This window comes from Kitasatospora sp. NPDC093558 (assembly GCF_040683475.1).
In the GTDB taxonomy this organism is placed as follows: domain Bacteria; phylum Actinomycetota; class Actinomycetes; order Streptomycetales; family Streptomycetaceae; genus Kitasatospora.
Genome location: NZ_JBFBDY010000142.1, coordinates 1 through 14566 on the forward strand (window position 1 = coordinate 1; position 14566 = coordinate 14566).

Here is a 14566-nt window from a genome sequence, read left to right on the forward strand (position 1 = left end):
GGGCCAAAGAGGCGTTCCACGCGCCCCAGCCGTGGCGGGAGCTGCTCGGTGCGGCGGTCCGGTCCGCGGCCTCGGGCGGCGGGGTCGGCGAGGACTACTCGTACGGCCGCCCGGCCCGGCGCTCGGTGAGCCTGCCCGGGATCGTCCTGCCGAGCCTGCGCCGCCGTCCGCCGCGGGTGGCGGTGGTGGTGGACACCTCGGGGTCGGTCAGCGACGCCGAACTGGGCAGCGCCCTGCTGGAGGTCGCGGCGATCGCGCGCGCGGTCGGCGGCCGGAGGGACCTGGTGACGGTGCTCTCCTGCGACGCGGCGGTGGGGACGGTGCACCCGCTGTGCAAGGCCGAGGGCATCCCGCTGATCGGCGGGGGCGGCACGGACATGCGGGCGGGGCTGAAGGCGGCGCTGCGCACCCGGCCGGACGTCGTCGTGCTGCTGACCGACGGTCAGACGCCGTGGCCCTCGGCCAAGCCGCCGTGCCGGACGGTCGTCGGGCTGTTCCCCCGGGGCATCCCGAAGTGGGCCGAGGAGAACCCGGACTACCGGCCGTCGGAGCCCCCGGCCTGGGCCCGGGTGGTGACGATCGGCTGAGTCCGCGGGCCCGGGCGGAGCGCGGCCCGGGCCGCCCGGGATCGGTGTTTCGAATTCGAAGCGGATCGGTGTACTGTGGTCCCATGAGTGAACCTCGCTGGCTGAACGACACCGAGATGCAGGCCTGGACGGGTTTCCTGGAGACGTACGAGCTGCTGTCCAGGCTGGTGGACCGCCAGCTGCGCGAGGACGGCGGAGTCACTCAGGTCCAGTACGAGATCCTCACCCGGCTCGACGAGAGCCCGGAGCGGCGCCGGCGGATGACCGAGCTCGCCGACCTGATGGTCTGCTCGCGCAGTGGACTCACCTACCAGGTGAGCCAGTTGGAGAAGGCCGGCCTCCTGAAGCGGGAGACCGACGCCAGCGACGAGCGCGGCGTGTTCGCGATCCTCACCGACGCCGGACTGGCACTGCTGGAGCGTGCCGCCCCCGGGCACCTGCAGACCGTGCGGGACGGCTTCGTCGACGTGCTCAGCGCGGAGCAGGTCGATCAGCTCGCCGACATCATGGCGGTGACGCGCAAACACCTGCGCGGAATCTCCGGACTCTGTTACGGCAGCAGCCCGCAGAAATGACCGGCCGGCGGCGCAATGACCTGCCGCCCCGACGCTGAAAAGCGGCCCGGAAACCCTTGGCGCCGCCGAATCCGCTTGCCCGGAATATCGACTTTCCAAAGTTGTCCCGAATCATCCTTGCAGCCATGTGGAATGCCGCGCACCCGGTTGTAGCGTCCAAATGGGACGCCGACCCCGGTGTCGCGAGACAAAGGAGATCCGTGATGAGCACCGAGCAGCACAGCACGCGTTTCGCCCGTGGCCTGGCGCAGTTGGCGGAATTGGGTGGCGACCGGGCGCAGCAGATCGCCGAACCGCTCCAGGAAACCGCACCGGATCTCGGCCGCTTCCTGGTCGAGTTCGCCTACGGGGACATCAATTCCCGCCCCGGCCTCGACCTCCAGCAGCGGCAGCTGGTGAAGCTCGGCGCGCTCACCGCGCTCGGCGACACCAGGACGCAGCTGGGCTTCGAGATCGCGAACGCGCTGCACGTCGGCCTGACACCGGCGCAGGTGGTCGAGGCGCTGGCGCACCTGGAGCTCGTGGTGGGCTTCCCGCGCTCGCTCAACGCGGTGGAGACCGCTCGCCTCACCTTCGCCGAGCTGGGCGTCAAGGCCGAGCCGTACCAGGTGGAGCCGGCCGCCGAGGAGGACCGCTACGCGCGGGGCTCCGACGTGCTGCGGGAGGTGGCGGGCGACCACGGGTTCGCGGTCATCGACGCACTCGACGACATCATCCCGGACCTCGGGAAGGTCCTCGTCGAGTATGCCTGGGGCGAGGTCTACTCCCGGCCTGGGCTGGACTACCCGCAGCGCCAGCTGATCACGCTCGGCGCGATGATCGCCTACGGCGACACCTTCAAGCAGCAGAAGACGCACCTGAACATCGCGCTGCGCCAGGGCCTGACGCCGCGCCAGCTGGTCGAGGTGCTGCTGCAGGCCTCGCCGTTCGTGGGATTCCCGCGCACCCTGAATTCCCTCGCCGCGCTGCGCGAGGTCTTCGCGGACAAGGACATCACGCTCTGACCGGGCGGCGGGGCACCGGAAAAGGCCCCCCGAAGTAGTCACGGACAACCGAATCACGCACCTGGAAGGTGACCCCCATGCCCCTCGCGCTATTCGCCCTCGCCATCGGGGCGTTCGGGATCGGCACCACGGAATTCGTCATCATGGGATTACTCCCGGATGTCGCCGATCAATTCGGCGTGTCGATCCCGACGGCCGGCTATCTGGTCAGCGGCTACGCCATCGGCGTCTTCCTGGGCGCCCCGCTGATGACCATCCTGGGCACCCGGGTGCCCAGGAAGCGGATGCTGATGCTGCTGATGGGCCTGTTCATCGTCGGCAACGCCCTGTCCGCCGCCGCGCCCGTCTTCGCGGTGATGCTGGCCGGCCGGGTGGTCGCCTCCCTCGCGCACGGCGCGTTCTTCGGCATCGGCGCGGTGGTGGCGTCGAGCCTGGTGGCCCCGGAGAAGCAGGCCCGGGCGCTGGCCACCATGTTCACCGGCCTGACCGTGGCCAACGTGCTCGGCGTCCCGCTGGGCACCCTGGTCGGCCAGCACCTGGGCTGGCGGTTCACCTTCTTCGTGGTCGCCGGGCTCGGCGTGGTCGGCCTGCTCGGCGTCGCCAAGCTCGTCCCGGAGATGGAGCGCCCGGAGGGCGTGCACGTGCGGCACGAGCTGGCCGCCCTCGGCAACGTGCAGGTGCTGCTGGCGATGGCGATGACCGTGCTCGGCTTCGGCGGGGTCTTCGCCGCGGTCACGTACATCACGCCGATGATGACCGAGGTGACCGGCTACTCCGACTCCGCGCTGACCTGGCTCCTGGTGCTGTTCGGGCTCGGCATGGTCGGCGGGAACCTGGTCGGCGGCCGGTTCGCCGACAAGTCGGTGATGCGCATGCTGTACGCGTCGCTCGGCGCCCTGGCCCTGGTGCTCGCGCTGTTCACGGTCACCGCGCACGACAAGATCGCGGCGGCGGTCACCCTCGCCCTGATCGGCGGGCTCGGCTTCGCGACCGTCCCGCCGCTGCAGAAGCGCGTCCTGGACCAGGCCTCGGGGGCGCCGACGCTGGCCTCGGCGGTCAACATCGGGGCGTTCAACCTGGGCAACGCGCTGGCGGCCTGGCTCGGCGGCCTGGTCATCGACGCGGGCCACGGCTACACCTCGGCGAACTGGGTCGGTGCCGCGCTGGCCGGCTCGGCGCTGCTGCTGGCCCTCCTCTCCAGCGGGCTGGAGCGGCAGTCCGGCGGCGGCCGGGTGGTCGCCGACGGACGGACGGAGCCGGCCGGCGAGGCCGCGGCGCAGCCCGCGACGAACCGCTGACCGTCCCGTACGGTCCACCCAAGGACCATCGCAGTGCGACGTAACCACGCTAACGGCAAAGGCAGTTGGATCCCATGAGCGTACTCCGCAAGCTCGGCACCTCGGACCTGGAGGTCTTCCCGCTCAACCTCGGCGGCAACGTGTTCGGCTGGTCGGCCGACGAACGGACCTCGTTCGCCGTGCTCGACGCCTACACCTCCGCCGGCGGCAACTTCATCGACACCGCCGACAGCTACTCGATGTGGGTGCCCGGCAACCAGGGCGGCGAGTCGGAGGCCATCATCGGCAACTGGCTGACCGCGCGCGGCAACCGGGACTCCGTCGTGATCGCCACCAAGGTGAGCAACCACCCGCAGTACCGCGGTCTCGCACCGGCGAACATCAGGGCCGCCGCCGAGGCGTCGCTGCGCCGGCTGCGCACCGACCGGATCGACCTCTACTACACGCACTTCGACGACCCGTCGGTGCCGGTCGAGGACATCATCACCGCGCTCGACGGGCTGGTGAAGGAGGGTAAGGTCCGGCAGATCGCGGCCTCCAACATCTCCCCGGAGCGCCTGGAGGCCTCGCTGCGGTTCTCCGAGCGCGAGGGTCTCGCGCGGTACGTCGCGCTCCAGCCGCACTACAACCTCGTCTCCCGGGAGACCTTCGAGGGGCCGCTGCAGGACCTGGCCAAGCGTTACGGGCTCGGCGTGCTGCCGTACTTCTCGCTCGCCTCCGGGTTCCTGACGGGCAAGCACAAGCCGGGCGGCGCGGTGGACAGCGCCCGGGCGTCGCGGGTGGCCGGGTACGTCGGCACGCCGCGCGGTGAGCGGGTGCTCGCCGAGCTGGCGAAGGTCGCGGCCGCGCACCGCACCGAGCCGGCCACCGTCGCGCTGGCCTGGCTGGCCGCGCAGCCGACGGTGGTCGGGCCGATCGCCAGTGCGCGGACCCTGGAGCAGCTGCCCGCGCTCCTGGCCTTCCCCGAACTCGCCCTGACCGAGGACGAGATCGCCGCTCTCACCGCGGCTTCGGCCTGAGGACCTCTCGGTACACGCCCTACCGCCACTCCCGGGTGGCATTCGCAGGGCTCGGAACGGACCCGCCGGTGCAAACCGGCGGGTCCGTTCCGCTTATTCCGGCGGTCCGGCCTTTGCCGGCGGCTGCCGAAATGAAAACGGCCGGTCCGGGCCGGTCGAGCGTGACCGCACCGATACTCTGCGGAGTAAATCTGCCAAAGTCGTCCGGCATGGTCATTGACCGCTGCGCCGACCGGTTGAGCGGCCGCTATTGTCGACCGCAGATGGTAATAGCTTGCCGTGGATTCGACCGGCACTCCACAAAGTTTCGCTAATGTTTCGCGGATGAGTCGTCCGGTCGTGTCGTGATCCGGAACCTCCCGGCGGTCCCGGTCGTCCTATTGTTCACATGGTTTTGACATGGCGAATCCCTGGCGAGAGTTAGTCTGATCAAGCAAGTCGCCGGCGCGGCGGCCTGGGGGATCACGGGGGAGCGGTAACGTGCAGGCGATCGAAATCGGCATGAAAACAATCAACGGCGACTCGCTGGCCGGGCTGACCGAAGAGGCGTTCAGCCACCTGCACCGTGCTGACCAGCGCCGCTGGGCACGTGCCTATCTGACCGGACTGCTCAGTGTCGACGGCAAGAAGTCACTGCGGGAAATGGCCCGGGTCGTTCCGTCGGCGACCAATGCCACGTACGGGCTGCAGCAATTCATCAACTCCAGCCCGTGGGACTGGACGCCGGCCAGGGACAAGCTGGCGGTCGTTGCGGAGCGCCGAATTCCGGTCCAGGCGTGGACCGCGGGCATCCTGAGCATCCCGAAGCGCGGTGCCCACTCGGTGGGCGTCCACCGGCGGTTCCTGCCGAAGCTCGGCCGGGCCGTCAACTGCCAGGTGGCGGCCGGACTCTTCCTCGGCTCCGAGGAGGAGAGCATCCCGGTGGACTGGACCATCTTCCTGGACGAGAGCTGGGACAGCGCCGAGAGCCGGCGGCGGGCCAGGATCCCCACCTCGGTGAGCTCGCAGCCGCTGTGCATGAACGTGCTGGAGCTCGTGGATGCCATGCTCGGGCGCTTCCCCGGAAGCACCGTCCCGCTGGTGGCCGACCTCAGGACGGCCACCAACATCAGCCGGCTGGCCCTCGAACTCGCGTTACGCGGGGTCGACTTCGTGGCCGAGGTGGCCCCCACCCAGCCGGTGCTGCTGGCCGCCCGGCGGCGGGCCGCCGCCGGCCCGTCGCAACCGAACGGCGCGGCCACCGCGGCCTCGGTCGCCGAGCCCGACCTGCGGCGCCTCGGCGCCACCGTCTCCTCGCTGGTCCGGCTGCCCGGCACCGACCTCGGGGTCACGCCCGAGCGGACCTACCGGCTGCTCACCCAGCGGACGGCGGCCGGCCGCACCCACTACTGGATCACCAGCATCCTCGACCGGCCGATCACCGAGGTGCTGGCACTCGCCCGCCACCGGGGCCGGGCCGACCGCGTCCTGCGGGAGCTCGAACTCGACTACGGCGTCCACGACTTCGAGGGCCGCTCGTACCCCGGATGGCACCACCACATGACCATGGTCTCGGCGGCCTACCTGTACCGGAACCTGCTGGCACCGGGCGGCCCGGGCCGGGACCGCTGGTTCGACGCCGGACGGCAGTCCGCATGACCGACGAACGGGGGAACACCGGAATGACCGAACGTGTGAAAGGGCCGTCCATCGCGGTGGCCACGGTACCGATCAGCGCCCTGCGGCCGGCCGACTCGCCGCGCGCGGGGGAGGTGGACCCGCAGCACGTCCGCAAGCTGATGACGGCCCGCGGGTTCCCGCCGATCGTCGCCCACCGGTCCACCATGCGGGTCGTCGACGGCATGCACCGGCTGCGCGCGGCCCAGCTGCTGGGGCGCTCGGAGATCGAGGTCCAGTTCTTCGAGGGCACGGACGCCGAGGCCTTCGTCCTCGCCGTGCAGTCGAACGTCCGGCACGGGCTCCAGCTCTCGCGGGGGGAGCGCTCGGCCGCCGCGCGGCGGATCATGATCTCGCACCCGGGCTGGTCGGACCGGGCGATCTCGGTCGCGGCCGGGCTCTCGGTGAAGACCGTCGCGGAGATCCGGCAACGTGCAACTGGCGACATTCCACAGTTACACACCAGGATCGGGCTGGACGGCCGGGTCCGGCCGGTGGACGGCACGGCGGGACGCCGCCGGGCGGCCGCCTTCATCCAGGCGCACCCGGACGCGTCCCTGCGTCAGATCGCCGCTGCGGTCGGTATCTCGACCGGCACCGCGCGTGACGTCCGCGAGCGGCTGCGGCAGGGCGAGAGCCCCGTACCCGCGGGCCGCACCGGCCGGCCGGCCGTACCCGCCGGTGGTGAAGCGGCGCCGCGCGCACTGGTGCCCAGACAGCGCCGCCCCGAGGAGGAGAACCCCCCGGCCACGGGCAGCCCGCGGGGTGACGCCCTGTTGGCGCTGCGCCGTGACCCCTCGCTGCGCTTCACCGAGTCGGGCCGCCTGGTGCTGCGCCTGCTCGACAACCGGGCGCTGGCCGGTGCCGAGGGGGACCTGGTGATCCGGGGCATCCCCCCGCACAGCCGCGGCACGGTGGCCGCGGCGGTGCGCGAGTGCGTGGCGCTGTGGGACCAGTTCGCCCGTGAGCTGGAGCTGGCCGACCGGCAGGACTCCCGGCCTGCCTGAGTTCCGCCGAGAGTTCCGCCGAGAGTTCCGGCGAGAGTTCCGCCGACCCAATTGAACTGTGCGCGTCAAAAAGCGCCGGCCGGATGCCCCTGGGTATCCGGCCGGCGCTTTTTTCGGTAGCTCCGGAAATCCCTGAAATGGCGTTGTTGCACAGTGCGCCGACCATCTTATGTTTGATGCGGAACGGAGGAGGTCGGGTGGTGAGCAGTAATACGGATCTGCCGGTTCTGATCAACCGGACCCCGGTGTCGGCGGAGACCCGGGAATGGCTGGAGAAGATCGCCGGAATTACCCCGGTCATCGAGAAATTCCGGGACGAGGCGGAGCGCGAGCGGCGGATGCCGGTGCCGGTCTTCGAGGCACTGAGCGCCGCCGGGATCCACCGCATGGTGGTGTCGAAGGAATTCGGCGGCTCCCAGGTGGCCCTGGGGACCAGCGGCGCCGTCCTGACGGCGCTGGCCCGGGTGGACGCCTCGGTGGCGTGGCAGATGGGCGTCCAGGCGGCCATCGCGCGGTTCTCCGACTACCTGCCGGAGGCCAGCTCCCGGGAGCTGTTCCGGGACCAGCACGCGCTGGTGATCGGGTCGGTCAACCCCACCGGGCGGGCCGAGGCCGTGCCCGGCGGCTACCGGCTGAGCGGGCGCTGGGGCTTCGCCAGCGGTTCGGCGCACGCCGAGTGGTTCGTCAGCGCGGCCGTCGTCACCGAGGACGGGCAGCCGCGCCGGACGCCGGCCGGCGGCCCCGACATCAGGATGCTGTTCGTGCCGCGCTCGCAGGTCGAGATGCTCGACACCTGGTACACGCTGGGCCTGCGCGGCACGGGGAGCGAGGACTACCGGATCGAGGACGTCTTCGTCGCCGACGAGTACGTGGTGGACATCGCGGCGATGGTCGCCGCCCCTCCCGCCCGACCGTCGCGCGCCTACGCCATCAGCTACTACGACTGGGGCCTGTTCGGCACGGCCGCGACCGCCCTGGGCATCGCCCAGGGGGCGCTGACCGCCTTCAAGGCCTTCGCCGGCGGCAAGACCCCCGCGATGGGGCTGAGCACGCTGGCCGCGGGCCACGTCACCCAGGAACGGGTGGGCCGGGCCGAGATCCTGGTGCGCTCCGCCCGGCTGCTGCTGGAGGACGCGGCCTGGCACGCGTCCGAGCACGGGCAGGACGGCGGCGACGCGCTGAGCGCCATGCTCCGGCTCTCCGCCAGCACCATCGCCGAGAACTCCTCGGCCGCCGTCGACCTGCTCTTCAGGCTCGCCGGTTCCAGCTCGATCTACGCGGACAGCCCGATGGAGCGCTACTTCCGCGACATGCATTCGGCCGAAAAGCACATCACGGTGTCCCCCACGAACATCGAGATGGCCGGCCAGTACCTCCTCGGCGGCGGCCTCCAGGTCCGTCGCTAGAAATTCGCACAGCAGCTCTTCGATTCGCAGGAAAGGAATTCCATGGTGGACACCATGAAGGCCGTGCAGCTCATCGCCCCCCGCAAGACCATCCTGGCCGAGCTGAAGAAGCCACAGGTCCCGGTCGACGGTCTGCTGCTCAAGACCCGGTGCGTCTCCATCTGCTCGACCGACATCTCGTTCTTCGAGGGGCACCTCTTCCCCTCCGAATACCCGGTCGTCCTGGGCCACGAGTACCTCGGCGAGGTCGTCGAGCTCGGCGCCGAGTTCGACCACCCGACCATCAAGGTCGGCGACCGGGTCGTCTACTGGGGCCAGACCGACTTCGGCGGGTTCGCCGAGTACCGCACGCTCCGGCCGATCTTCTCCGGCGAGGTGAAGGAGGACGTCTTCTGGGCGGACCGCAACTTCTCCGACGACTACCGGGCCGCAGCCGTGAAGATCCCGGACGACCTGGACGACCTCCAGGCCTCCTTCATCGAGCCGGTCACCGGCGCGCTGCGCTCGATCCTCGCCAACCCGCCGAAGATCGGCGACAAGGTTCTGATCATGGGCACCGGGCCGATCGGCATCATCGCCGGCAGCGTGATCAAGCGGCTGCTCGCGCCCAACTCGGTGGTCTCGGTGGACGCCAACCCGCAGCGCAACGCGCACGCCGTCGAGCACTTCACCGAGCGGGCCTACCTGCCGGACGAGCTGATCGACGAGGTACCGGAGAACACCTTCGACTACGTCTTCGACGCCCTGCCGACCGTCAAGGTCGAGGACGAGCAGAAGGACCCGCGCCGGGTGGCGATGCGCAAGCTGAAGCCCAAGGGCAAGTACGTGCTCTACGGCGCCTCCCAGGAGATGCAGAAGTTCGACACCTGGCTGATGCTCGCCAAGGGCATCAACATCGTCGCCTCGCCGTTCGACGTCAGCGCCTTCCCGATGCACCACTCGGCCAACGTCATCCAGGCCGCGATGCAGATGCTGCGGGCGGGGATCGTCGACGGCAGGAAGCTGCTCTCCACCGTGCACAGCTTCCAGGACTACGACGGCCTGATCGAGATCTTCGAGAACTACCGGGGCACCACCGACCTCAAGACGATCGTCGACTTCCGCGCCGCCTAGCCCGGCGACCCTGGCGGGCCGAACGAACGCCGGTACGGGCCACGGGAGTTCACCACTGACTCCGGTGGCCCGCGCCGGGCGCCCGACCGAAAGGAGGCACCTGCCGTGAACGATCAGACCGAGCGCGCGGCGTACGCCGAACGCTCCGACTTCGTCATCGTGGCCAACCGCCTGCCGGCCGTGCTCGACCGGGCCGCCGACGGCACCGAGCGCTGGAAGCGCAGCCCGGGCGGGCTGGTGAGCGCGCTGGAGCCGTTCCTGCGGGCCCGCCACGGCGTCTGGGTGGGCTGGCCCGGCGTCCCGGACGCGACCGTGGAGCCGTTCACCGAGGACGGCCTGCGGCTGCACCCGGTCCCGCTGAGCTCCGCCGAGTTCCGCGACTACTACGAAGGCTTCTCCAACGCCACGCTCTGGCCGCTCTACCACGACGTCGTGGTGCCACCGGAATTCCACCGCCACTGGTGGGAGTCCTACGTGAAGGTGAACCGGAAGTTCGCGGAGGCCACCGCCGAGGTGAGCGCGGCGGGCGCGACCGTCTGGGTCCAGGACTACCAGCTGCAACTGGTGCCCGCGATGCTCCGCGAACTCCGCCCCGACCTGCGGATCGGTTTCTTCCTGCACATCCCGTTCCCGCCCACCGAGCTCTTCATGCAGCTGCCGTGGCGCCGGGAGATCGTGGACGGGCTGCTCGGCGCCGACCTGATCGGCTTCCAGCGGCCCGGCGGGGCGCTGAACTTCCGCTGGCTGGCCGGGAGACTGGCCGGCGCCCGCGACGAGCCCGGCGCCACCGGACCCGGTGCCCTCGGCCTGACCGGCCGGGACGTGCGCGTCGGTGCGTTCCCGATCTCGGTCGACGCCGCCGCGATCGACGGGCTCGCCCGCACCGAAGCCGTCCGGGCCCGCGCGGCCGAGCTGCGCGCCGAACTCGGCAACCCGCGCAGGATCCTGCTGGGCGTGGACCGGCTCGACTACACCAAGGGGATCGACCTGCGGCTGCGGGCCTTTCACGAGCTGCTGGCCGAGGGCCGGATCAGGCCGGGCGAGGTCACCATGGTGCAGATCGCCACCCCGAGCCGGGAGCGGGTGGAGCACTACCGCCGGCTGCGCTCGGAGATCGAACAGGCGGTCGGCCGCATCAACGGCGAGTTCGGCCGGGTGGGCCGGCCGGCCGTGCACTACCTGCACACCTCGGTCGGCGTGGCCGAGCTCACCGCGCTGTACCAGGCGGCCGACGTGATGCTCGTGACGCCGCTGCGCGACGGCATGAACCTGGTCTGCAAGGAGTACGTGGCGAGCCGTCACGACCTGGGCGGCGCCCTGGTGCTGAGCGAGTTCGCCGGCGCCGCCGCCGAGCTCACCAGCGCCTACCTGGTCAACCCGCACCACCTGGAGGGCGTCAAGGACGCGATCGAGACCGCCCTCCACCAGCGGCCGGAGGTCGGCCGGCGCCGAATGGCCGACCAGCGCAGACGCGTGCTCACCCACGACGTGGACCACTGGGCGCGCGGCTTCCTGGCGGAGCTGGCCCGCGCCGACGAACCCCGCGAGACGGACGAACGCCGCGCCACCGACGAACGCCGCGCCACCGACGACGAACCCCGCGCCACCGACGACCAACGGCCGGCCCGGTCGAGCCGGGCCCTGGTGTAAGGAAGAACGATCATGACTGGCGACCTCGTTCGGCTCCGGAAGGCCGTGATCCCGGCCGCCGGCCTCGGCACCCGCTTCCTGCCCGCCACCAAGGCGACCCCCAAGGAGATGCTGCCCGTCGTCGACAAACCGGCCATCCAGTACGTCGTCGAGGAGGCGGTGGCGGCGGGCCTGCGGGACGTCCTGATGGTGACCGGCCGCAACAAGCGCGCGCTGGAGGACCACTTCGACCGCAACCGCGAGCTGGAGGAGGCGCTGGACCGCAAGGGCGACCTGGCCAGGCTCGAACAGGTCCGGGAGCCGTCCGGCCTGGCCGCCGTCCACTACGTCCGCCAGGGCGACCCGCTCGGCCTCGGCCACGCGGTGCTCTGCGCCGCCCCGCACGTCGGCGACGAGCCGTTCGCCGTGCTGCTCGGCGACGACCTCATCGACCCGCGCGAGCCACTGCTCGACCGGATGGCCGAGGTCCGCCGGCGGTTCGGCGGCAGCGTCGTCGCGCTGATGGAGGTCGACCCCGACCAGATCCACCTGTACGGCTGCGCGGCCGTGGTGCCGACCCCGGAGCGGGACGTGGTCAGGATCGACGGCCTGGTGGAGAAGCCCGACGCGGCCCGCGCCCCCAGCAACCTCGCCGTCATCGGCCGTTACGTCCTCGACCCCGCCGTCTTCGAGGTGCTCGCCAAGACCAGCCCCGGCCGCGGCGGCGAGATCCAGCTCACCGACGCCTTGCAGCAGCTCGCGCAGCAGCCGGAACTCGGCGGGCCGGTCCACGGCGTGGTCTTCTCCGGCCGCCGCTACGACACCGGCGACCGCGCCGACTACCTGCGCACGGTGGTCCGGCTGGCCTGCGAACGGGACGACCTGGGGCCGGAGTTCCGCAGCTGGCTGCGCGCCTACACCGAACACGAGATGCCCCGCTGACCCAGAGCGATCGATCCGAGGGAACCGGTGATCCGGCATGTCCATTGAACTCAAGGAATTCACACAGGCGATGGCCCGGGTGCCCGGGCCGGTGACGGTGGCCACCACGGTCGACGCGGACGGACGGCGCTGGGGGTTCACCGGCAGCTCGTTCAGCTCCCTGTCGCTGAGCCCGCCGCTGGTGCTGATCTGTCTCGACAAGGGGGCCAGCACGCACGAGGCGTTCGTCTCCGCCGACCGATTCATGATCAACATCCTGGCGGACGAACAGGCCGGGCTCGCCCTGCAGTTCGCCAAGTCCGGCGTGGACCGCTTCGAGGCCGGGGGAGTGGAACCGCTGGAGCTCGGGCTGCCCGGCATCCCGGAGGCCGCCGCCCGGGTGGCCTGCTCGCTCCACCAGGTCCTGGACGGCGGCGACCACTCCATCCTGGTCGGCCGGGTGGAGGCCGCCCACGTCGGCGACCAGACACCCCTGGTCTACTGCGACCGCTCCTTCCTGCGACCCGTCGCGGTGGACGAGGCCGAGCGCGCCGCCGCCGCGCGGTGAGGCGCCGGTGTCCGACGCGCCGAACCGGCCCCGGCTACGGGTCGCCGTCCTGGGCACGGCCCACATCCACCTCGCCGACCACCTGGCGGTGCTCCGGGCGGACGGCAGCCTGACGGCCGTCCTGCCCGACCACCCCCCGTGGCGGGCCGACCTCCCCGGCGTGCGGTGGGCGCCGACCGCGCGGGCCGCACTGAGCGGCGCCGACGCCGCGGTGATCTGCTCCACCACGGCCCGGCACGACGAACTGCTCCACGACACGTTGGCCGCGGGGGTGCCCGCGCTCGTGGAGAAACCCCTGGCGGCGAACTCCGCCCGGACCGCCCGGCTGATCGAACCGATCGGCCGGGCACCGGCGTTGGTGACCACCGCGATGTTCCTGCGCTGCGCCCCGGCACTGCGCCGGGTGCGCACGCTGCTCGCCGACCGCCGGATCGGCGAACCGACCGGCGCCGACCTGGCGTTCTGCCACCCCGGACTGCTGGACGGGATCTTCACGGGCCGCACCGCCTGGATGACGTCCCCCGCGCACGGCGGCACCGGCGCCTTCGCCGACCTCGGCATCCACCTGCTCGACCTGCTCCGCTGGCTGCGCCCGGACGCGCCGTTCGCGGTGCGCGGAGCCGTGCTGCGCCGCCGCCCGGGCCTCGCCGTCGACGTCGGCGGCACGGCGCTGCTCGACTGGGGCGGCGTGCCGGTCACCGTGCGCGCCGACTGGACCACGCGGCCGGGCGGACTCCGGCTCCGGTTCGACGGCACCGCCGGGTCGGTCGCCGTCGAGGACGGCACGGTGCTGCTGTCCGTGGACGGCCGGACCGGCGTGGAGGCGTACCGCCCGGCCGCGGCCGGGGACGCCCTGACCGCCTTCCTGGCCGCACTGCGCGGCGACCGCTCGGCCTGGTCGCCGCCCACGCCGGCGGACCTCACCGCCTGCGCCGAGGCGCTGGACGCGGTGGCTGCGCCGGTCGCGTGAACAGCACGTGTCGCGCCCCGCCCGGGTGTTGCTTCGAATTGGAAGGATGCCTATAGTCGGAGCAGCTTCGAATTCGAAGCAGTCTCCGCAACTCCCAAAGGGGAAACCGCACATGTCGAAGATCCTGGTCATTGGCAAGGGCAACGTGGGTGGCGCGCTGGAAGGCCGGTTCGCCGCCGCGGGGCACGAGGTCACCGCGGTGAACAGCGCCGTCGCTCCGGCCAAGGTCGCCCAGGACGCCGCTGCCGCCGACGTGGTGGTGCTGGCCGTGCCGTTCGCCGCGGTGGCCGGCCTCGACGCCGCGATCAAGTCGGCGCTGTCCGGCAAGGTCGTCATCGACGCCACCAACCCGCTGGCCCCCGACTTCGTGTCGCTGACCGTCGGTCACACCACCTCGGGCGGCGAGGAGGTCGCCAAGGCGCTGCCGGGCGCCAAGGTCGCCAAGGCCTTCAACAGCGTGTTCGCCAACCACCTCGCCACCGGCGCGGTGAACGGCGCCAAGCTGTTCCTGCCGGTCGCCGGCGACGACGAGGACGCCAAGAAGACCGCCCTGGAGCTGGCCACCGAGCTCGGCTTCGACGCGGTGGACGCCGGCCCGCTCGCCAACGCCCGCTACATCGAGCCCGCGATCGAGCTGCTGATCCAGCTGGCCTTCGTGCAGGGCCAGGGCACCGGCATCGGCCTCACCCTCGCCCGCGGCTGAACCTCCCGGAACCGCCGCCCGGATCGTCCCCCGGAGACCCCGGCGGCGGGTCGCGGGAACCGCCGGGGCCCCAGGCTTCCCCCGGGGCTGGTGCGCGACCTCGCGGCTGC

At 71.5% G+C, this 14566-nt stretch carries 14 protein-coding genes; all 14 read left to right on the forward strand.

The window, feature by feature from the left end; translation table 11 throughout:
* The coding region (locus AB0O00_RS16375) for a VWA-like domain-containing protein (RefSeq protein ID WP_363652271.1) at positions 1-587 on the forward strand (587 nt) is incomplete at its 5' end.
* 83 nt (positions 588-670) lie between these two features.
* On the forward strand, positions 671-1162 hold the full coding sequence (locus tag AB0O00_RS16380; RefSeq protein WP_363652273.1) for a MarR family winged helix-turn-helix transcriptional regulator: 492 nt from the start codon (positions 671-673) through the stop codon (positions 1160-1162).
* A gap of 203 nt (positions 1163-1365) precedes the next feature.
* Positions 1366-2166, forward strand: coding sequence for a carboxymuconolactone decarboxylase family protein (locus tag AB0O00_RS16385; protein WP_363652275.1), 801 nt, complete (start codon positions 1366-1368; stop codon positions 2164-2166).
* A gap of 77 nt (positions 2167-2243) precedes the next feature.
* The gene (locus AB0O00_RS16390) at positions 2244-3464 is read left to right on the forward strand and encodes an MFS transporter (RefSeq protein ID WP_363652277.1); all 1221 of its coding nucleotides are present in this window, start codon (positions 2244-2246) and stop codon (positions 3462-3464) included.
* A 74-nt stretch (positions 3465-3538) separates the two neighbouring features.
* Complete coding sequence (locus AB0O00_RS16395) at positions 3539-4483, forward strand: aldo/keto reductase (RefSeq protein ID WP_363652279.1); 945 nt, start codon at positions 3539-3541, stop codon at positions 4481-4483.
* A gap of 480 nt (positions 4484-4963) precedes the next feature.
* Complete coding sequence (locus AB0O00_RS16400; RefSeq protein WP_363652281.1) at positions 4964-6121, forward strand: transposase; 1158 nt, start codon at positions 4964-4966, stop codon at positions 6119-6121.
* A 23-nt stretch (positions 6122-6144) separates the two neighbouring features.
* Positions 6145-7146 (forward strand): ParB N-terminal domain-containing protein, encoded by a 1002-nt coding sequence (locus tag AB0O00_RS16405; protein WP_363652283.1) that lies wholly within the window; start codon positions 6145-6147, stop codon positions 7144-7146.
* A 200-nt stretch (positions 7147-7346) separates the two neighbouring features.
* Complete coding sequence (locus tag AB0O00_RS16410) at positions 7347-8552, forward strand: acyl-CoA dehydrogenase family protein (RefSeq protein WP_363652285.1); 1206 nt, start codon at positions 7347-7349, stop codon at positions 8550-8552.
* 42 nt (positions 8553-8594) lie between these two features.
* Positions 8595-9665: an alcohol dehydrogenase catalytic domain-containing protein gene (locus AB0O00_RS16415; RefSeq protein WP_363652287.1), complete on the forward strand. Its 1071-nt coding sequence runs from the start codon at positions 8595-8597 to the stop codon at positions 9663-9665.
* Between the two features lie 105 nt (positions 9666-9770).
* Positions 9771-11315, forward strand: a complete 1545-nt coding sequence (locus tag AB0O00_RS16420; RefSeq protein WP_363652289.1) for a trehalose-6-phosphate synthase — start codon at positions 9771-9773, stop codon at positions 11313-11315.
* Positions 11316-11327: 12 nt separating this feature from the next.
* Positions 11328-12236 carry a UTP--glucose-1-phosphate uridylyltransferase GalU gene (gene galU / locus AB0O00_RS16425; protein ID WP_363652291.1) on the forward strand — a complete coding sequence of 303 codons (909 nt, stop codon included), beginning with the start codon at positions 11328-11330 and terminating at the stop codon, positions 12234-12236.
* Positions 12237-12273: 37 nt separating this feature from the next.
* Positions 12274-12783, forward strand: coding sequence for a flavin reductase family protein (locus AB0O00_RS16430; protein WP_363652293.1), 510 nt, complete (start codon positions 12274-12276; stop codon positions 12781-12783).
* A 7-nt stretch (positions 12784-12790) separates the two neighbouring features.
* Positions 12791-13753: a Gfo/Idh/MocA family oxidoreductase gene (locus tag AB0O00_RS16435; RefSeq protein WP_363652295.1), complete on the forward strand. Its 963-nt coding sequence runs from the start codon at positions 12791-12793 to the stop codon at positions 13751-13753.
* Between the two features lie 112 nt (positions 13754-13865).
* Positions 13866-14456, forward strand: a complete 591-nt coding sequence (locus tag AB0O00_RS16440; RefSeq protein ID WP_363652296.1) for an NAD(P)-binding domain-containing protein — start codon at positions 13866-13868, stop codon at positions 14454-14456.
* Positions 14457-14566 lie beyond the last annotated feature (110 nt).